Origin of the sequence: Corynebacterium meitnerae (assembly GCF_027570075.1) — a bacterium.
GTDB lineage: Bacteria > Actinomycetota > Actinomycetes > Mycobacteriales > Mycobacteriaceae > Corynebacterium > Corynebacterium meitnerae.
Map to the genome: position 1 here is coordinate 1 of NZ_JAKMUS010000047.1, position 321 is coordinate 321.

Consider the following 321-nt stretch of genomic DNA (forward strand, 5'->3'; position numbering starts at 1 on the left):
ACCGGTGACGCCACCGATGGCTTCACCATCACCAACACCGAAAACCCACCGAAGACAACTGAAGTGGATGTCACCAAGGTGTGGAAAAACCCCGACGGCACCACCCTGGATGCTGAGTCCACCGTGCCGGTCAAGGTCCAACTGACCAAGACCATCAACGGTCAAACCACCCCCGTCGGCAACCCAGTCGAGCTCAATGCCGACAACAACTGGACACACACCTTCACAGGGCTCCCCGTCACCGAAAAGGTCAACGGGACAAAGGTCGAGGTGACCTACACAGTCAAAGAACTGTCGATCGAAGGCTTCACCAGCACGGTC

1 protein-coding gene is annotated in these 321 nt (G+C 57.3%); it reads left to right on the forward strand.

Annotated elements, in window-relative coordinates; all coding sequences use genetic code 11:
- The coding region (locus tag L8U60_RS10775) for a Cna B-type domain-containing protein (protein WP_269966362.1) at nucleotides 1-321 on the forward strand (321 nt) is incomplete at both ends.